Consider the following 19,291-nt stretch of genomic DNA (forward strand, 5'->3'; position numbering starts at 1 on the left):
GAATTTAACGACCATTTCATATATGAAGTTTATAGTATCAAGTACTTATTTACTTAAGCAACTACAAGTTTTAGGAGGTGTAATAAACAACTCAAACACCTTACCTATTTTAGATAATTTTCTTTTCGATATTGATAACAATGCGCTTACAGTTTCGGCTAGTGATTTAGAAACCACTATGTCTTCAACATTAGATATAGAAAGTGATAGTAAAGGTAGTGTAGCAATTCCTGCTAGATTATTATTAGATACTTTAAAAACATTTCCAGAGCAGCCATTAACTTTTACAGTAGAAGAAAACAATACGGTAGAAATTAGCTCAAACCATGGTAAATATGCTTTAGCTTATGCAGATGGTGCAGAATTTCCAAAAGCTGTATCTCTTGAAGATCCAAGTGCTACAACAATTTCTGGAGATATATTAGCAACAGCAATTAGTAAAACAATTTTTGCTGCTGGTAACGATGATTTAAGACCAGTAATGAGTGGTGTGTTTTTTCAATTCTCTACAGATAACTTAACTTTTGTAGCTACAGATGCGCACAAACTAGTAAAATACACTCGTGAAGATGTTTCTGCTTCTCAAGTTGCAGAATTTATTATGCCTAAAAAACCATTAACGTTATTAAAAGGTATTTTATCTTCTAGTGACCAAGATGTAACTATAGAGTATAATGACTCTAATGCTAAATTTACTTTTGAAAACACAATTTTAATTTGTCGTTTAATTGATGGTAAATATCCAAATTACGAAGCTGTAATACCAAAAGAAAACCCTAATAAATTAAGTATAGACAGAACACAATTTTTAAATTCTGTAAAACGTGTTAGTATTTTTTCTAATAAAACTACACACCAAATACGCTTAAAAATTGCTGGTGCAGAATTAAATATTTCTGCAGAAGATATAGATTACTCTAACAAAGCTGAAGAACGTTTAACTTGTGATTATCAAGGAGACGATATGCAAATAGGTTTTAACTCTCGTTTTTTAACAGAGATGCTTAACAACTTAAATGCTACAGATGTACAATTAGAAATGAGCATGCCTAATAGAGCAGGAATTTTAACACCAATTGATGGTCTAGATGAAGGAGAATATGTTACTATGTTAGTAATGCCAGTAATGTTAAACAGTTAAAAAAAACACCTTTTTAACTATAAAAAAAGCAATTCATCCGTGAATTGCTTTTTTTTTAATCAAAATAAAAATAAAACTGTACATTTATAATATAATTACCATTTATTAAATAGATAATTTTACATTTTAATAAAATTATTTTAGAAACAGATATGAAATTTATAGCTAAACTAACACTAATTGTTCTTATTTGCTTGACACAATGGTCTTGTAATAGTGATGATGATTTAACAGAAACTAAATCTGCAACAGAAACTGCGTTGGTTGGAGAATGGCTAAGAGCAGATCACCTTATTGATCCTAATGTTGAATATAAAATAACATTATCTAACGATAATGGTAGTGGTCTTATTACAGATTTACGTATTACAGATGAAGGTATAATTTCTAGTGCTAATGAATTAACGTGGCATGTTAATAACAATATGCTATACATTACTTTAAGTGATGATACAGAAATTACAAGTTCTGTTGAGTTTATAGATAATGGTACTGTTATTCTAGCTAACATATCAAACCATCATTTTATAAAACAATAATTACAAATTATTATAAAAAAAGGGCAACCAAATGGTTGCCCTTTTTTCTTTAAATATTATTTATTCTTGATCATCTAAAGGTAAAAGTATACCATTATAACTTCCTGAAATTTCGGTACCATCATGTCTTAAAAAGTTAAAACTTAAAGTTAAATTATCTGTAGAATAATTAGTAACCGTAATACTACCTTGGGTAACCTCTAAATTCTCATCACTACCACTTTTATAAAATTGACTAAAACCATTTTCGTATTCAGAATTTATAACGTCACCATCTACAATAAATTCTAAATTTGATATTTCAGTTAAATCATAAGTGACATTAGATGTCAAATCTGAATGGTTTATTCTAGCCGTAAAGTAATCTACATTGTTAAGTATAGTACCGCTATAAGATGCTTCAATTTCTGCTTGTATTTTATTTGTTAAGCTTAAAAATATCGAATTATTTAATGTAGGTTCAACAATTGCTGTACTCATTTCAAAATCTGAATCGCCTACAGTTATTTTATTTGTTATTGTAGTATTGTTTTCATTTGAGTTATTATCATCATCTGATGAACAAGATGCAAAAACGATTACTAATAGACTTAAGTATAAAATTTTTAATGTTTTCATTTTTTTTTATTTTTTAAAAGTTGAAAAGCACCTTATAAGCAAGGTGCTTTTTTAATTAATACGTATTAGTTTTTAATAAACTTTTTAATGCTCTCTCCGTTATCAGATTTAATATTTATAAAATATAAACCTGCATTTAAAGCAGACACGTCTAATCCGTTAGAAAATGCTTCTTTTTGTTTAATTATTTGTCCATTTACATTATAAATTGTTATTGAGTCTATTCTGTTATCCGATTTTATAAACAATCTATCATTTACTGGATTAGGATATAATTTTATTGAATTTGTATTTAAAGAAATAGCATCAACACTTAATGTAGAATTGTACTCGTAAGCTCCTAAATCTATCGTAGTGTTAAAAATTCTTGTAATACCCGCTAAATCTAAATCGCCAAATAAAGCTTCATCGTAGTAAGCGTTATCTCCTTGATCAACAATATAATTTGAAGCTGATGTTGGTTTGTATTCTGCGTCTAAATTTAAATTATCTGTTGCTGGATCTAAAGTGGTTAGGTTAGTCGTTGAAAACGTTCCATAAGTTCCAGCGTTTGACGGAACATTTGCAATAGCATTTCTAATAAACACATCGTAATGCTCGTCTAACCCATTAGAAATATCTCTAGTGGCTGCTGTACCATTAACAGTATTCTGCCAAAAAATAGTATTATTAATATTAAGGTTTACACTTCCATTACCTGATGCCGTTATAGAATTGCCATAAGTACCATTATAATCGTTATTAACAAACGTACTATTATTAATTACAACATCTAATGTGCTTCCGTTATTCCAATCTTCTCTGTAAATATCTAAGGCTGTAATATTTATATCGTTATCTGCTACCAAGACATTTGCCCAACGTGTAAAAATATAACCGTTTGTACTATCAGAGACTAAGAGAACCAATCCCATATTAACAATGGTGTTATTTATAAACTTGGTGTTTTCAATTAGTAATCCTTGATTAAACTTTCTAATTTTTAGTAAATACCCATTAGAATAGTTATTTCTAAATACCGAATTTTTAATTTTTAAGTTATTAGCATTTAAATTATTTGGTATAAATATCACACCGTTTTCCTCTACTCCACCAGATTGTGAAGTATCGTAAATGTTTTCAAAAATAATACCATCAAAAGTGACGTTGCTTGTTCTTAATTCAAATAATCGTTCTGCATTATCTGTTTTGTTCGATGAGAAATCACCATCAATATCATCACCATTAATATCACCTGTAAAAATAGTAGCATTTGTAGTATGAATAGCTGTTAAAACTCTATCAGCTAGAGTCGTTTCGGTTCCTGCAAAACCTCCAATAATATCTACTTCGTTTGTACTAACGGCTATTGGTGTGTTTTTATCTGCTAATGTATAGGTTCCTTTTGCTACCCAAACAGCATCATTTAAATTGGTAAGTGCTAAAGCGTCCGTTACGTTTGTAAAAGCATCTGTCCATGAACTTCCATCGTTGGCGCCTGTTGCATTTGCATCTACATAATACACTGAAGGAATACAATTTTCGCTATAACTTGCTTGACCATCTTTAGTCCAACCTACATTATACAGACCAGTGTTTGCTGGTGGTGAAAAGCCTGCATCTACCTGAATACAATTTAAACTTGGATTATTATAAGCTTTCATATAGATGAAATTGCTATTATTTCCGTTAGAGATTAATAAGGTATCTAATAAACTATTTTCATGACAAAACAATTCATCAACATTTGTATTTAAACGTATATCTAAACTTGTTAAGTTATTGAAACCAGCATGCAAACGTGTTAATGATAAGTTATTACTCACGTCTATAGTAGTTAAGCTATTATTAGGAACATCTAAACGTGTTAAATTTATAAAGGCTTCTATACCTGTTAAATCTGCAATACCAATACCGTTCATAATTAACTCGGTAGTAGCTTGTGCTTCAGCCATTGTAATTTCAGTATCATTATTTAAATTGATACTACTATCGTTTACTAAAAAACTTTTAAAATTGGCATCTGGAATGTTTACAGTTTGGTTTAACGCAGCACAATCGTCGCCATAAACTGCCGTATTACCTTTGGTCCAACCTTGGCTGTATATTCCGGCATCTGCAGGCGGCGTAAAACCAGCATCTTTTTGAATGCATGATAAACTATTTCCATAGGCTTTCATATAGCTAAAGTTGCTGTTATTACCGTTGGCAATGTTTAATTCATATAACACACCATTGTTATGACATTGTATATCTGTAATTGATGTATTTGCGCTAATATCCAAGGTTTCAATTTGATTAGCAGCACAGTGTAAACGTGTTAATGCTAGGTTATTACCTACATCTAAAGACGTTAAATTATTATTGTAACAATCTAATCGTGTAATGTTTATAAATTCTTCTATTCCTGTTAAATCTGAAATTGACAAACCATTAATTAATAATTCACCTGAAAAAGCTTGTGCTTCAGCAACTGATATTTCAGAGTCACCATTTGTATTAATAGCTGGATCTCCAACAAGATACGCTTTAAAATTAGCATCGGGAATGTTTATTTGTGCATGTATGCTACACCATGCAGTCGCTATTAAAAAAGAAAATAAGAGTAAAGTTTTTTTCATTGTAATTGAGATTAATATTCAACAACAAAATAACTGCACTTTTGAAGGTTTTCAATTTGCTTTTTTCTGAATAGCTCTAATTTCTTTCTGAATGATTTATAAAGATTATTTTTACACTAAATATTATAAAAAAAGCCTGCTTAAATAAGCAGACTTAAAAAACTATGGGTTATTAGCGCATTTTTAATTATTCGCAATTCATTTTTTGTCCGTAAGGCATTTGACCGTGAATAACACCACCAAATTGTGAGCTACCATAGCCGCTACCATTGTACTGTTGCTTGATTAAAAATCCTTGTAAATAGCAATCGTTATTTTTATTTTTTTCTGTGAATGCACCTTTTATCCAACGGTATAAAATACGACCTGTGTATTTGTTTTTTACAATACTCCAGTCGTTAGATTCTATATTTAACTTTAGAAGTTTTGCACCATCTTTTGCAATGGTTTTAGATACATTTTCTTTAGCAAAACTCACTAATGATGTATTACTATTCATGCTACCTACTTTTGGCATTTTTATAGCATCCATAGTTGATTTTGCAGCTGCATCATAATTTGCTTTTAACGTGGCTTCAAATTCTTTTACAATTGGTTTTGCTTTTTCTAACCACTCTACATGAAATTGTTGTTCGCCTTTACCAATAACGTTTAAAATAGTAATATCTTTTTCGTGCATATATGATGGTACGTTAAATGCGTGTCCGCCTTGGTGCGATGCAGCATAAATAACAAAAACATCGTCTGCAATTAACATTCCTCTTACTAAAATTGGCATGCCTGTACCAAACTCTAAAGTTTGCGATCGGTCTGCTCCAACTTTGGTTGTAAACATTCCTGAAACCAACTCATAACCAACATAACCTTCTGGTGACATGGCTACTAGTTCTGGTGTTGTTAAAAAGCGTAACCATGCATAATCTGGATCTTGTGCAGGCAATAAATCTACATTATCGCCCATGTCTGTCATTTGGCGTCTTAATTTTACACGATCAACACCAACTGCGCTCATGCCTTTTGTCATTGCAAATGGATACGACATGTATAAAAACTCATCACTTACTGAATTTTCAGATTTTGGCTTATTAGCGTCTGCTTCTTGTTGCTTTTTTTCAAGATATTTTTGATAGTATAAATCTTGCTTTGCCTGGTCGTTTGGATATTTTTTGGCTAATTCTGCTTTAAATTCTTCATCGGTATATTCTGTTTTTGATGAATTTTCAGTTGAAGAATTGCCAACCATTCCTGAAGCGTTTTCAGATTTTGAAGATGTACTGCTCGTTTCTTTTTTATCTAACTTCTTCTCTACTGCTGCTTTGGCTTTCTTTTTTAGCATTTTACCAAATTGAGCATGAGAGACGTTATAGCATAATGCCAAAACGAATAATAGAACTATTTTTTTCATAAGAATTGTGTTTAATAGACTTCAAAATAAAGCACATAACCACTATTCTTAATTTGGTTTTTTCTGAAAATGATGATTTTTTTTCTGAAGGAATTTCAAAAACTTCAAATAAATCACATAAACGTTTCCTTAATTACTTCAAGAAACTGATCGCGTTTCGATTTTGAAATTGGGATGCGTTTTTGGTTATTCATTAATAAATAATCGCCATCATCCTTAACTAATTCATCAACATATTTTAAGTTAATTAAATACGAACGATGACATTTAAAAAACATCGCGTTACGCTCTAATTGATCAACAAAATGCTTTAATGGCTTGCAAATGGTTTTTTGTTTACCATCCATAAGTTGTACGTTGGTATACATACCATCGGCTTCAAAATAAACAATATCATTATGCGATGCGAACATGATGCCTTTTGGGATTTCTAAAGCAATTTTGTCCATTGAAAGTTGCTTTAACGAATCGCGTAACTTATTTAATTGGTCATTTAAATTGTTGGCTTTTATCGCTTCTTCAGCTTTTGTTACTGCTTCTTTTAACTCGTTGGTATCAACTGGTTTTAACAGATAATCTACAGCCGACAGTTTGAAAGCTTCAATCGCATATTGATTGTATGCCGTAACGAAAATGATTTTAAAATCGATTTGGTTTGGAAAGTATTCTAAAATATCTAATCCAGACTGATTAGGCATTTCAATATCTAAAAATACAACGTTTGGTTTACTGGTTTTTATTAAATCGACACCAGATGCTAAATCTTGCGCTTCTTCAATGCTAGTAATACTTGCGCAATGTTCGGTTAATAGGTTTGATAGTAAATGTCTGGCGCGTTTTTCGTCGTCTATAATTATCGCTTTCATATCTTAATGTATTGGCATGGTGATAACCACTTTTGTACCTGCAGCTACGTCGTTTTCGTCATACAAATCGTTGGTAGTTATGGCTATATCACGCTTTAATTTGTTTTTATAAAGATGCACACGTTCTTCGTTAGCTTTAGTAGCAAACGGTTTGTGCTGTTGGTTTGGTCGTTTTAATTTTTCGGATTGTGCGCGACCAATGCCGTTATCTTTAACTGTAATTTCTAATTTATTTTGCTGAATAATTTTAGCTTTAATATGTAATTTTCGGTCACTTAATTTGTGTAACAATCCGTGTTTTAAAGCATTTTCAACATACGGCTGAATGAATAATGACGGCACTTTTATTTGTTTTGTTTTTAACTGATTATCGATAGTAATCTTATATTCCAATTCGTCTTCAAAACGCACTTTTTCTAATTCTAAATACAATTTTAAAGCATTTAATTCTTCTTCTAAAGTAATTTCGTTTTGCTGACTATAGTCTAAGTACATGCGAATTAAGCGGCTAAACTTCACTAAATAAGAGCTTGCCAATTCCTTTTCATTAGAAATGATATAATCTTGAATAGAATTTAAAGCATTAAATATAAAATGCGGATTCATTTGCGAACGTAAATTTTCTAACCTTAAATTGGTTATTTTTTTATCGGTTAAAATTCTATCAATTTCTGCAATGCGTTGTACTTCTTTTTGTTGTAATCGCCATCTAAAATATAACCAAACTAAACCTATTATTGTTGCTATAACTAAACCATAAAACCAATAGGTTTCCCAAAATGGTTTAGCAATTATAAAGGTTATTGGTGTAGCAAAAACAGCTTGTTTAGCACTTAAATTTTGGGCTTTTAACTCAAAAGTATATGTGCCACTAGACAAACTATTAAAGTTTACAAAGTGAGTGTTTACAGGTAAATTTTGCCAGCTTGTATCAATTTCTTTTACACGATATTGGTAATTAACATGTTGATTAGATTGAAATCCGTTAGAATTAAAAGCTAGTCCTATTTTATTATAATTATGAGGTAATTTATAGTTGTTTTTAACTACAGTATCACGATCGTTAATTTTTATAGCTTCTACCCTAACTTTAGCAGTTTTTAAATCTTTGAACAAGGTACCCGATTTTGGCAAAGTATAAAATGCTTTAGGCAAGTTTACAATAATTTGATTTTGAAGAATTAAAAAATCATTAACTGCTGTATTTAAACCATCTTGCGCACTTAATGATTTAAGCTGATGTGTTTTTGTATGATATTGAAATAACCCAGCATCAGTTGAAATCCATAACACTAAACCATCGGCATAAATGGCATTAATTTGAAGATTTTCAGGAAGCTTTATTCCTGAAGGTTTTAGCGTATTGTTTTCGTATTTTAATAATCCATTGTGTTGGGTTGCAACCCAAACTGTTCCGTTAGTTTTAGTTAGGGTATTAACCAGTAAACTTTTAGAATTGAAGGTAATTTCTTCTGCATTAAATGTTTGGGTATTGTATTTGTAAAGTCCATCGATATACGATACAAATAAATGATTATTAGAAACCACCGAAGCTTTTACACGACTTTCTTTTAGAATTTGTTGTTTAGGATTATTAAACGGATTTTTATATACAATTCCTTGACGATAATTACCATAAAACAAGGTATTAACATCTATTTTAGAAAATGTTTTAGCAACTGAAAATTGGTTATTTACGTCTAAAATTTCATCATTTTTTAGATTAACTACAAACGATTCTGAAGCATTAATACTTACTATAAGTTTTTCGCTTTGCGCATCAAAAAAAAGTTTTCCGATGATTTTTTTTCCTGGTAATTGCAGTGTTTTTGTTAGCTGATTGTGATTGTAAAACAGTAATTTACCATCATTGGTTCCTAAAACAAATTGATTGTTTTGTAATGCTAAAGACGCTGTTATTTTAGCGTCTATAAATTCTAAACTTGTACGTCTAACATTAAGATTTGGAACTACAAACACGCCGTTATCTAGTGTTGTAAACCAATAATTATTATTAAAATCTACTTGAACATCGGTAATAGATTCTGTTTTAAAAAGTTGTTCTTTAAACGTGAAAATTTCATTTTCAAAACGATAAACAAACACACCAGAACTGGTTAAAAACCAATACTCATTTTCAATATTTAAAACATTATAAAAAATTTCGTTTTTTAATCTAGCAGGTGTTATTACTTTTTTTGATGTGTTTTTGGTTTTATCTATTCTATAAATAAGATTTCCACTAGAACTCTTATATGTAAAAAAAACAATGTTTTTAAAGGCAAAAATTCTTGGTGATTGTATACGATTACTACTTGTGATTTCAAGTATTTTTGTATCTGTATTACTATCAAATTTGTATAATCGATGACGCTCTAAATCGCCTTCAAAATTGATTACAAATGTGTAGTTATTGTTACCATCTTTAGCATTAGTAATACACATGCCTTTAAACACTTCGGTAACTTTTTTGGTGCTTTTATCAATATCAAAAATGCCAATAACGGTAAATAAACGTATGCTGTTTTCTAGTATTTCAAAATTTGCTAATTGTCCATTTACCAATTTACTAGCATCATAAAATAGCTTTAAGCTACTGTTTTCAACATAAAATAATTGCCCGTAAATATTGTTGCACCAAAGTCGGTTTTTAGCATCAAATTTTAACTGAAAAAGAGAATTTCCTCTTTGTTTAGGATGACTAAAGTGTTTGTAGTTTTTTCCGTTATAGCGGTATAAACCTTTGTCTGCAGCTAACCAAATGTAGTGTTGTTGGTCTTCTATTACATCATAAAACTCAACATCTGGAAGTTTAGAAACATTAGACATAGGCACAAAAACAGGATTTTGCGCTTGTACCAAACAAATGTTTATTAAAAATAGTATGTAAATAATAAAACGAGACATAGTGACTGATAAACAAAATTAATATTTAATCACATATTCTGTTTTATTTTTTTCTGTAGGTCTGTCTTTTTTTTCTAAACAAAAAACGCAACCTATAGAGGTTGCGCTTTTCTTTATCTAATAATCACTTTTTCAACTAACAAAATTATAAGATAAGGGATAAGATGGATTTTCTCCATTACTAGCTTTTATTGCATTTATTATTGGAAATATTATAGAAAAAAGTCCTAATATTATAAAGCCAAGTATGCCTAAACCAAATAATAAAATTAAAGGTATACAGATAATACAGTTTACAATTAAGCTTAATTGAAAATTAATAATTTTCTTGCCATGACTGTCTATCTCGTAATTTTCGTCTTTTTTTGTTGCCCAAATAATTAGAGGAACTATTAAACCTCCAAAGCCAGTAATTACTGTAAGTAATTGGCTTAAATGGGTTATAACAACTAATTGTCTATCGTTTTGCATTTTTTTTTGATTTAATACTGAAAAAAATCCAGTTGATTGATTGATACTTATATGACGCAGAACAATAACAATTGTTACATTTTTTATAAAGAATTTATTAATTTAAATAGAAAAATACCAAAATGTATTAATGTGGTAATTTATTTCTTAAAACACCATATATAAAAGTACCTAAAAGCGCTCCTAAAATAAGCACTAGTATACTAGGCAATAAACTTCCTAGAAGTACAAACATTGGTCCTGGACATGCACCAGCTAGCGCCCAACCTAATCCAAAAAGAATACCTCCTAATAAATATCGCGTTACACCTTTTTCTTTTGGTGGAATGTTAATAGTATGACCACTAAAATCTTTTGATTGATTATATTTCAAATATTTTACTACTATAATACCTAACACGATTGCAGATCCAATAATGCCATACATGTGGAAACTTTTAAACTGAAACATTTCGTAGATACGAAACCATGAGGCTACTTCAGACTTTATAAATAATATTCCTAAGAATAAACCTATACTAAAAAACGATAAAAAACTTTTCATTTGCTATATATTATAACTTTTAGGTTGTTGAAACCTAATTAATAAACTACCTCTTTTTACAAGTTTAGTTTTGTTAAAAAATTAAAGGAAATATTAAATGAACCATTATTAAGCCTCCAACAAAAAAACCTATAACAGCTATTAAAGATGGTAACTGTAAATTACTTATACCAGAAATTGCATGTCCAGAAGTACAGCCACCAGCGTAACGTGCACCAAAGCCAACTAAAAAACCACCTATTAACAAAATAGAGAAACCTTTAACAGTTAACATATGCTCTGTGCTAAAAATTTCTGAAGGTAAAAAAGCAGTATTTGTACTAGTAATCCCTAATTCTTGTAATTGTAAAACAACATCATTATTAATTTGAGGTGCTGTAGGAGATAAAAATTGCAAAGCTATATAACCGCCAACAATTACGCCCAAAACGATATATAAATTCCAGGTTTGTTTTTTCCAATCGAATTTAAAAAAATCCACAAATTTTCCTGCACCACCTATAGAACACATGGTTCTTAAATTAGAAGACATACCAAATTTTTTACCTGTTTTTAAAAGTAAAAACATAGTTAAGGTTATAAGCGGACCTGCCACATACCATGGCCAAGTATTATATATTAAATCCATTAAATTATTTTTTATGCAAATATAAACGTTTAGAAATGTACTATTTGTAACAATTGTAACACAATCGAATTTTAATAACTAGTATCGTCTAACTTAACAGTACCATGAAATGTTTTGTATAGAAACAAAAAATAACCTGCTAAAAGCGGTGCACCAATTACAACTATAGTTAACATTATACCTAATGACTTTTGAGATGACGCTGCATTATAAATTGTTACATCAAAACTAGAATCTATTGTTGAAGGTAATAAAACAGGATATAATTGAAACGCTACTAGCATTAATAAAAAAGCCATTGTAAGCGAAGAAAAAATTAATGCTCTCGTATATTTCTTTTTTGTTGTTAATCTTGGAACATTTGCTACAGATAAAAAAGCCAAAATTGGTAAAATAAAAAACACAGGATTTTCTTTAAATTTATCTGCTACTCCTGGTAAAAATATTAAAGTATATAGCGATGTAATTGAAAAACTACTTATAAAAAAAATAATCCCTTTTTTTAATAAAAAAGTTAATCTAGCATGCAAACGTCCTTCTGTTTTAAGCAATAAAAATATGGCGCCTTGCATCATGAATAAAGATAAAGTTGTTAAACCAACTATAATAGCATAAGGATTTAAAAAAGAGAAAAATACGCCACCCTTGTAAGCAAAGTTTTCATGAATTTCTATGCCTTGTAATATATTCGCTAAAACTACTCCTAATAAAAAAGAGATTAGTGTATTAGATGTAAAATAAATTATATCCCATGTTTTTCTCCACCATTTCATCTCTTCTGCGCTTCTAAATTTTATAGAAGCAGAACGTAATACCAGTAACATTAAAAACAACATAAAAGGAACATACATGGAAGATAACATTGTGGCATACATAACAGGAAACCCTGCAAATAATGCGCCACCACCAATAATTAACCACACCTGGTTTGCATCCCATAGTGGACCAATAGCATTTATTGCTATACGTCTACTTAAATCTTTTTTAAAAAATAAATGCCAAGCACCGGCTCCATAATCAAAGCCTTCTAATATGGCATAACCAGAGAATAATAAGCCTACTACTAAATACCATAATGTTGGATAATCCAGACCAAAAATAGTTTCCATAATTATTATATTTTAGACGTATTTTAAAAATTCGTTAGGATTTTTAGCTTCATCATAAGGACCATGTTTTATTTTTTTGTTTAATGAATAAATAAACAGAAGAAAAAGTATTGCATATACTACCAAAAACAAAATCAATGAAAATAAAATTTGATTTGATGACACTTCTTGAGAAAACCCTTCATTGGTTTTTAAATGTCCGTAAACAATCCATGGTTGCCTTCCCATTTCTGCCGCAAACCAACCTACTTGATTTGCTATTTGCGGCAATAGTACAGAAAAAGCGAAAATTTTTAGCAACCATTTTTTATCAAAAAGTTTTCCTTTCCACCATAAAAAACTAGCATACAGTGTTAGTAATATTAAAAATATACCTATTGAAACCATTATATGATAAAACTGAAAAACGGCATTAACTTGACCTGGTCTTTCTTCTTCTGGAAATGCATTTAATCCTGTAATTGGCGCATTAAAATCCTGATGTACTAAAAATGAAAGTCCTCCTGGTAATGCTAAACCGGTTACATTTTGTGTTTCATTATCTACCCAACCAAAAAGGTATAAATCTGCCGGAGCAGACTTATTATAATGGCCTTCCATTGCTGCTAATTTTGCTGGTTGATTTACTGCAACTCCATCTGCAGAGCTGTGTCCAGACACCAATTGTGAAAGAGAAATAATAGTTGCAACACCTAGTGAAATTTTAAATGCTTTTTTTGAAATTTCTATATATCGTCCTTTTAAAAGGTAGTATGCATGAACACTCAATACTAAAAATGCTCCGGCAAGAAAAGCGCCTTGCCAGACATGAATAATTCTATCTACACTTGAAGGATTAAAAACCATTGCCCAAAAGTCTGTAACTTCTGCTCTTGCATTAAATCCTTCACCAACAATTTTATAACCTGCTGGAGTTTGTTGCCAACTATTGGCTACTACAATCCAAACTGCAGAAAACATAGACCCTAAAAACACACCTATTGTAGAAATAAAGTGCACTTTTGGTGAGACGCGATTCCAACCAAATACTAAAACACCTAAAAAAGCACTTTCTAAACCAAAGGCAAATAAACCTTCTGCCGCCAAAGCACTTCCAAAAATATCACCTACATATCTTGAGTATACAGCCCAATTGGTACCAAACTCAAATTCCATTATTATTCCTGTAGCTACACCTATACCAAATGTTAATGCAAAAATTTTAAGCCAAAAACGAGTTAATATTTCATAATGTTTATTTCCCGTTTTTAAATATAAACCTTCCATAATTACCATTATTAAACCAATACCTATACTTAACGGTGGATATATGTAATGGAAAGCTATTGTAAATGCAAATTGTATTCTTGCTAATATTTCGGTATCCATATTTTATTTTTTTAGCTACATTGTTATTATAATTTTATTTTGGTATTTATTAATGCTTATTATTTTTTTAAGGTGCTTGGGCAAACAAAATCTGAAACTGGTATTCCTGCTTTTTTAATTGCTCCCATTCCTCCTGCGACATCTACTAGGTTATGTATACCTCTACTTTTTAATATTGAAGCTGCAATAACTGAACGGTAACCACCAGCACAATGCACATAAAATGGTTCGTTTTCCGGGAATTCTGCTAAGTGGTTGTTTAAATTATCTAATGGTGTGAAATTTGCGTTTTCTATATGACCTGCAATAAACTCACCTTCTTTTCTAACATCGAAAACAGGGATTTTATTTTTTTCTAATCTTGATTTAAATTCATTGGCAGATATAGAAATTAAACTATCGGTTTCTTTACCTGAAGCTTCCCACGCTTTAAAACTTCCTTTTAAATATCCTAATGTATTATCAAAGCCTACACGAGATAATCTTGTTATAGCTTCTTCTTCGCTGCCTTCATCTACAACTAAAAGTATTGGTTGATTAATATCTGCTATTAAAGCGCCAACCCAAGGAGCAAATCCTCCTTTTAAACCAATAAAAATAGAGCGTGGTATATGACCTTTAACATACTCTGATTGATGCCTCACATCTAGAATTAAAGCTTCGGTTTCGTTTGCTGCAGTTTCAAATTCGTCTGGTGTTAGTGCTTTACTACCTTTTTCTATTATAGTATCTATATCTTGATATCCTTCTTTATTAAGTTTTACGTTTAAAGGAAAATATTTTGGTGGTGGTGCTAAACCATCGGTTACTTCATTTATAAATTCTTCTTTCGTCATATCTTGACGTAAAGCATAATTCATTTTCTTTTGGTTACCTAAAGTGTCTACAGTTTCTTTCATCATGTTTTTTCCACATGCAGAACCTGCACCATGTCCAGGATATACTGTAACATCATCTGCTAGTGGCATAATTTTATTACGAAGACTTTCAAAAGACATTCCTGCAAGATCTTCCATTGTCATATCTGCAGCTTTTTGGGCTAAATCTGGACGACCAACATCTCCTAAAAATAATGTATCACCACTAAATATGGCGTGATCTTTTCCTTTTTCGTCTTTTAATAAATATGTTGTACTTTCCATGGTGTGACCTGGAGTATGCAAAGCTGTAATTGTAATGTTTCCAATTTTAAAGACTTGTCCATCTTGAGCAATAATAGCATCAAAAGATGGGTTTGCTGTTGGTCCATAAACTATTGGTGCTCCAGTTGCTTTAGATAATGTTAAGTGACCTGATACAAAATCTGCATGAAAATGTGTTTCAAAAATATATTTAATTTCTGCTTCATTTTTTTTTGCTGTTGCTATATAGTCTTTTACTTCTCTTAAAGGGTCTATAATTGCAACTTCGCCTTCACTTTCTATATAATAAGCACCTTGTGCTAAACATCCTGTGTATATTTGTTCTATTTTCATGACTTATATGTTTGTTATACAAAATTAAGGCATTTAAACTAAAATTAAGGTAACCTTAGTTACATTCATGAGCTAATAAAAAACTCCATATAAAAAATAAATATTGCCATTAAAAAGATAAAGTATCCAAATCCTTTTTTTAGTTTTTTTCCATCAACAAAATTACTCAGGTAGCTTCCTAAAAATATTCCTATTAATGATATTGTTGTAAAAAGTATTAAAAAACTCCAGTTTACATTCATTGTTATTGCATCTCCTAAAAAGAAACCTAATAGAGATTTTGCTGCAATTATTATTAGTGATGTTGCTATAGCAACTTTCATTTTAACTTTTGCTAATATCACTAAAGCTGGAATAATTAAAAAGCCGCCACCTGCACCTATTAATCCTGTTAGCGCACCAACAAAAAGACCTTCGATTAAAATTAATGGATAATTGTATTTTACTTTTTTATTTACGTTTACTTCTTTTCTTGTTTTTAACATAGCTATTCCTGCGGGAAACATTAATAAAGCAAACAAGCCAAACATAGCCATACGCCTTGTAAAAGTTATATTATTGTAAAAGAATAAAGTATTTGGTAAAATAGGTATTATAAAATATCTAATTGTAGTTACTCCTATTATAGCAGGAACTCCAAATACAATTGCGGTTTTCCAGTCTACATAACCTTTTAAATGTTGTTTTAAACCTCCTACTAATGCACTAAAACCGACAACAAATAAGGAGTAAGCTGTTGCTGTTTTTTCGTTTATATTAAACAAATATGCCAATACTGGCACTGCTAATATAGAACCACCACCACCAATTAATCCTAAAGACACACCTATTAACAGTGCTCCTAAATACCCAATAATTTCAAGACTATGCATGCTTTTTTTAGCAAAAGTATGCCTATAAAAGTGTTTTGTATGTAACTTATGTTACAGGTCTAAAACTTTTATATAATTACGTTGTAACTCTATTTTATTACTGTTTTCTAATTTTTTTAATAGCCTAGAAATAACGACTCTTGAAGTATGAAGATCGTTTGCGATATCTAAATGTGTTGTATTAATAATATCGTTATGGTTTACTTTTGCTTTGTCTCTTAAAAACTTAATTAAACGCTCGTCCATTTTAAGAAAAGCAATACTATCTATAGTTTCAAACATTTCCATCATTCTATCATGATAGCTTTGCAGTATAAAATGTTGCCATGTTTGATATTTACTCATCCATTCTCCCATTTTTTTTATTGGCACCATAATTAGTTGGGTATCAACTTCGGCAACTGCTCTAATTTTGCTTTTTACTTGACCCATGCAACAGTTAATTGTCATTGCACAAGTATCACCTTGTTCTATAAAATATAGAATTAGTTCGTTACCATTTTCGTCTTCTCTTAAAATTTTAATTGCGCCGTTAATTAAAAGTGGCATAGCCATAAGTTCCTGACCAATATCCATAAGCATATCACCTTCTGACACAGTTTTTAAAATTCCTACTTTATTAATTTCTTGTAATAATTCATCTTCAAAAAGGTAGTTGTATTGTTTTAAAAATTGCTCTTTCATATGCTCTTTTATATAATTTCAAAGCTAACACTATTTCCATAATTATTATGTTTAGTGGCTTTTTTATGTCACAAATAAGTTCATTAATTTAGCCAAAAAGTAAAAGAAATGCTAAACGCGATACTATTTGATATGGATGGTGTAATTGTAGACACCGAACCGTTACATAAAAAAGCTTATTTTAAAATGTTTGAAGCTTTTAATATTGAGGTTTCCATAGAATTATACGAATCCTTTACAGGACAATCTACATTAAATGTTTGCAAAAAACTTTGTGATATTTATAAACTTGATAGTGATCCCGAAGATTTAGTACAAACAAAAAGAGATTGTTTTAAAGGTTTGTTTAATACAGATCCTAGTTTAAAATTAATTGATGGCGTTTTAGATTTAATAAAAAACTATCACGCTAATGGTTTAACTTTAGTTTTGGCATCTTCTGCTTCTATGTTTACTATTAATAATGTATTTACAAGGTTTAATTTAGATCAATATTTTAAAGCAAAAATTAGCGGTGCTGATTTAGAAGCTTCTAAACCTCATCCCGAAATATTTATTAAAGCTGCAGCATTAGCAGGTTTCCCAAAGCAAAACTGCTTAGTGATAGAAGATTCTACAAATGGTATAAAAGCTGCTCACTCTGCAGGTATTTACTGTGTCGCTTACAAAAGTGAACATTCTACTAATCAAGACTATAGTTTGGCCAACTTAATAATTAACAACTATAAATCAATTTTTTATGAAAAAATTGGGACATTTTTTCAATAAAAAATGAAACCTTGCAAGGAGAATTTACGTATTTAGTCTAATAAATAAGTATTTAAACGGAGTTTTATTGGTTTTTATACGTTAATGACCTCAAGTATTATGATTGAAGCACAAATACCCAAAGATGAAAGAAAAAGACAACGTGCTGTTGAGAGTTACGCTATTTTAGATACTTTTCAAGAAGAAAATTACGATAGTTTAACGGAGTTGATGTGCTATATTACAAACACACCTATTTCGTTAATTACCTTTATAGATAATGACCGAAACTACATAAAATCTAATTGTGGATTTCCACATAGCGAAACGCCACGTAATGTTTCGTTTTGTGGTCATGCTATAAACAGTGATGAAATCATGATTGTTGAAGATGCTAGAAAAGATGAGCGTTTTCACGATAACCCTTTAGTTGATAAACATCAAGCAATATTTTATGCTGGAGTACCATTAATAAATCCCGAAGGATATAAATTAGGCACTTTATGTGTTTACGATCACGTACCACGCCAATTAGACGAAGCACAAAAAAAAGCTTTAGTTACAATTTCTAAACAGGTGGTTAACTTACTAGAAACCAGGCTTAGAAACAAAAGACTAAACGAAATAAAAAATAAGTTAGAAAAACGAAACGACGAGCTTAATAAATTTGCTGGTGTAGTTTCTCATGATTTAAAATCGCCTTTGTCTAATATTTTAGCATTAACACGTTTGCTGGAAGAAGAAAATAAAGGAAAACTAACTAAGGACTCGAAAATGTATTTAGAATACCTTCAAGACTCCTCGGTTGAATTAAAAAATTATATTGATGCTACTTTAGCATATTATAAAAATGACGAATTAATTACACAAAAAAAAGAAGTAATACCGTTTGAAGATTTAATTTTAAAGGCAAAAAAAATAGCAGTTCCAAAACAAAATGTCGAGCTTATTTACACGCAAAATGTTGGTAACATAACTATTAATAAACCAGCTGTTTTACAAATTTTGGTTAATCTATTAACTAACGCTGTAAAATATAGCGATAAAGAAACTACAATTGTTAATATTGATTTTCAGGAAAACGACGATTTTTATAGTTTTACTGTTAAAGATAATGGTCGTGGTATTCCAGAGGATAAATTAAATACTGTGTTTGATTTATTTGTTACTCTTGGAAATAAAGATAACGAAGGTAATTTAGGCACAGGTATGGGACTTGCTTCTGTTAAAAAACTAGTTGAAAGTCAAAATGGAAGTATTACATTAAATTCTACTCTTGGAAAAGGCAGTATATTTAAGTTTTATATTGAAAAGTAA

At 30.2% G+C, this 19,291-nt stretch carries 17 protein-coding genes; 4 read left to right on the forward strand and 13 right to left on the reverse strand.

The annotated features are described in order from the left end of the window. Positions 1-22: 22 nt before the first annotated feature. Entirely contained in the window at positions 23-1,141 is a 1,119-nt protein-coding gene (gene dnaN, locus LACAL_RS13980) for a DNA polymerase III subunit beta (protein ID WP_013871410.1), read from the forward strand. A 152-nt stretch (positions 1,142-1,293) separates the two neighbouring features. Next, complete coding sequence (locus tag LACAL_RS13985) at positions 1,294-1,680, forward strand: hypothetical protein (RefSeq protein ID WP_013871411.1); 387 nt, start codon at positions 1,294-1,296, stop codon at positions 1,678-1,680. 60 nt (positions 1,681-1,740) lie between these two features. Here LACAL_RS13985 and LACAL_RS13990 read toward each other — a convergent pair whose 3' ends face one another. From LACAL_RS13990 to LACAL_RS14050, 13 genes are all read right to left on the reverse strand, one after another. Then, positions 1,741-2,298, reverse strand: a complete 558-nt coding sequence (locus LACAL_RS13990) for a hypothetical protein (RefSeq protein ID WP_013871412.1) — start codon at positions 2,296-2,298, stop codon at positions 1,741-1,743. A 65-nt stretch (positions 2,299-2,363) separates the two neighbouring features. Continuing rightward, positions 2,364-4,898: a T9SS type A sorting domain-containing protein gene (locus LACAL_RS13995; protein ID WP_013871413.1), complete on the reverse strand. Its 2,535-nt coding sequence runs from the start codon at positions 4,896-4,898 to the stop codon at positions 2,364-2,366. A gap of 187 nt (positions 4,899-5,085) precedes the next feature. Beyond that, positions 5,086-6,303 (reverse strand): hypothetical protein, encoded by a 1,218-nt coding sequence (locus tag LACAL_RS15120; protein ID WP_013871414.1) that lies wholly within the window; start codon positions 6,301-6,303, stop codon positions 5,086-5,088. Positions 6,304-6,416: 113 nt separating this feature from the next. Beyond that, the gene (locus tag LACAL_RS14005; RefSeq protein ID WP_013871415.1) at positions 6,417-7,169 is read right to left on the reverse strand and encodes a LytTR family DNA-binding domain-containing protein; all 753 of its coding nucleotides are present in this window, start codon (positions 7,167-7,169) and stop codon (positions 6,417-6,419) included. A gap of 3 nt (positions 7,170-7,172) precedes the next feature. Next, entirely contained in the window at positions 7,173-10,076 is a 2,904-nt protein-coding gene (locus tag LACAL_RS14010; RefSeq protein ID WP_013871416.1) for a histidine kinase, read from the reverse strand. Positions 10,077-10,208: 132 nt separating this feature from the next. Then, the gene (locus LACAL_RS14015; RefSeq protein ID WP_013871417.1) at positions 10,209-10,547 is read right to left on the reverse strand and encodes a DUF4870 domain-containing protein; all 339 of its coding nucleotides are present in this window, start codon (positions 10,545-10,547) and stop codon (positions 10,209-10,211) included. Positions 10,548-10,674: 127 nt separating this feature from the next. Continuing rightward, positions 10,675-11,091, reverse strand: coding sequence for a DUF6691 family protein (locus LACAL_RS14020; protein WP_013871418.1), 417 nt, complete (start codon positions 11,089-11,091; stop codon positions 10,675-10,677). 73 nt (positions 11,092-11,164) lie between these two features. After that, the gene (locus LACAL_RS14025) at positions 11,165-11,719 is read right to left on the reverse strand and encodes a YeeE/YedE family protein (protein WP_013871419.1); all 555 of its coding nucleotides are present in this window, start codon (positions 11,717-11,719) and stop codon (positions 11,165-11,167) included. A 71-nt stretch (positions 11,720-11,790) separates the two neighbouring features. Beyond that, entirely contained in the window at positions 11,791-12,828 is a 1,038-nt protein-coding gene (gene cydB / locus LACAL_RS14030; protein WP_013871420.1) for a cytochrome d ubiquinol oxidase subunit II, read from the reverse strand. 12 nt (positions 12,829-12,840) lie between these two features. Then, positions 12,841-14,196 carry a cytochrome ubiquinol oxidase subunit I gene (locus tag LACAL_RS14035; RefSeq protein WP_013871421.1) on the reverse strand — a complete coding sequence of 452 codons (1,356 nt, stop codon included), beginning with the start codon at positions 14,194-14,196 and terminating at the stop codon, positions 12,841-12,843. A gap of 59 nt (positions 14,197-14,255) precedes the next feature. Next, positions 14,256-15,671, reverse strand: a complete 1,416-nt coding sequence (locus LACAL_RS14040) for a rhodanese-like domain-containing protein (RefSeq protein ID WP_013871422.1) — start codon at positions 15,669-15,671, stop codon at positions 14,256-14,258. A gap of 65 nt (positions 15,672-15,736) precedes the next feature. Then, positions 15,737-16,543: a sulfite exporter TauE/SafE family protein gene (locus tag LACAL_RS14045; RefSeq protein ID WP_013871423.1), complete on the reverse strand. Its 807-nt coding sequence runs from the start codon at positions 16,541-16,543 to the stop codon at positions 15,737-15,739. 51 nt (positions 16,544-16,594) lie between these two features. Beyond that, the gene (locus LACAL_RS14050; RefSeq protein ID WP_013871424.1) at positions 16,595-17,227 is read right to left on the reverse strand and encodes a Crp/Fnr family transcriptional regulator; all 633 of its coding nucleotides are present in this window, start codon (positions 17,225-17,227) and stop codon (positions 16,595-16,597) included. A gap of 108 nt (positions 17,228-17,335) precedes the next feature. Between LACAL_RS14050 and LACAL_RS14055 the strand changes: the two genes are divergently transcribed. Together LACAL_RS14055 and LACAL_RS14060 are read left to right on the forward strand one after the other, a co-directional pair. Further along, positions 17,336-17,995 (forward strand): HAD family phosphatase, encoded by a 660-nt coding sequence (locus tag LACAL_RS14055; RefSeq protein WP_013871425.1) that lies wholly within the window; start codon positions 17,336-17,338, stop codon positions 17,993-17,995. Positions 17,996-18,079: 84 nt separating this feature from the next. After that, complete coding sequence (locus LACAL_RS14060; RefSeq protein WP_013871426.1) at positions 18,080-19,291, forward strand: ATP-binding protein; 1,212 nt, start codon at positions 18,080-18,082, stop codon at positions 19,289-19,291.

This window comes from Lacinutrix sp. 5H-3-7-4, from assembly GCF_000211855.2.
Lineage (GTDB): Bacteria > Bacteroidota > Bacteroidia > Flavobacteriales > Flavobacteriaceae > Lacinutrix.